Consider the following 400-nt stretch of genomic DNA (forward strand, 5'->3'; position numbering starts at 1 on the left):
GTCAAAGGATCGCTTACAGCAACATTGCTCAAAGTCACGTTACCTATATTGGTCACGACAATGGTATAGTTCAATACGTCACCGACAGAAGCAAAGCTTGATTCAGTAGCTGTTTTGGTAATGGAAAGGGCAGGGCTTTGTGTTGCAGTTACCGACTCGGAAGCGGAAACATTGACAGCGCCGACAGCTGCGGAAGCGGTATTGTCTACTTTTCCTGCATCGATATCCGCCTGTGTGATTGTATAAGAAGTCGTTATTGACTCAGAGGCCAAAGGCGCCAAAGAAGCGATTGTTGTATTCAAACCTGTCAAAGGATCGCTTACGGCAACATTGCTCAAAGTCACGTTACCCGTGTTGGTCACCACAACGGTGTAATTCAATTCATCCCCGACAGCAGCGA

The 400-nt window shown here is 47.0% G+C and carries 1 protein-coding gene; it reads right to left on the reverse strand.

Annotation, left to right across the window (positions count from 1 at the left end; translation table 11 throughout):
- Nucleotides 1-400 (reverse strand): DUF7507 domain-containing protein (locus NU887_RS21110; RefSeq protein WP_420839806.1); only part of this gene is annotated, 400 nt, incomplete at both ends.

Origin of the sequence: Aquiflexum gelatinilyticum (assembly GCF_024741135.1) — a bacterium.
GTDB classification, from domain to species: domain Bacteria; phylum Bacteroidota; class Bacteroidia; order Cytophagales; family Cyclobacteriaceae; genus Cognataquiflexum; species Cognataquiflexum gelatinilyticum.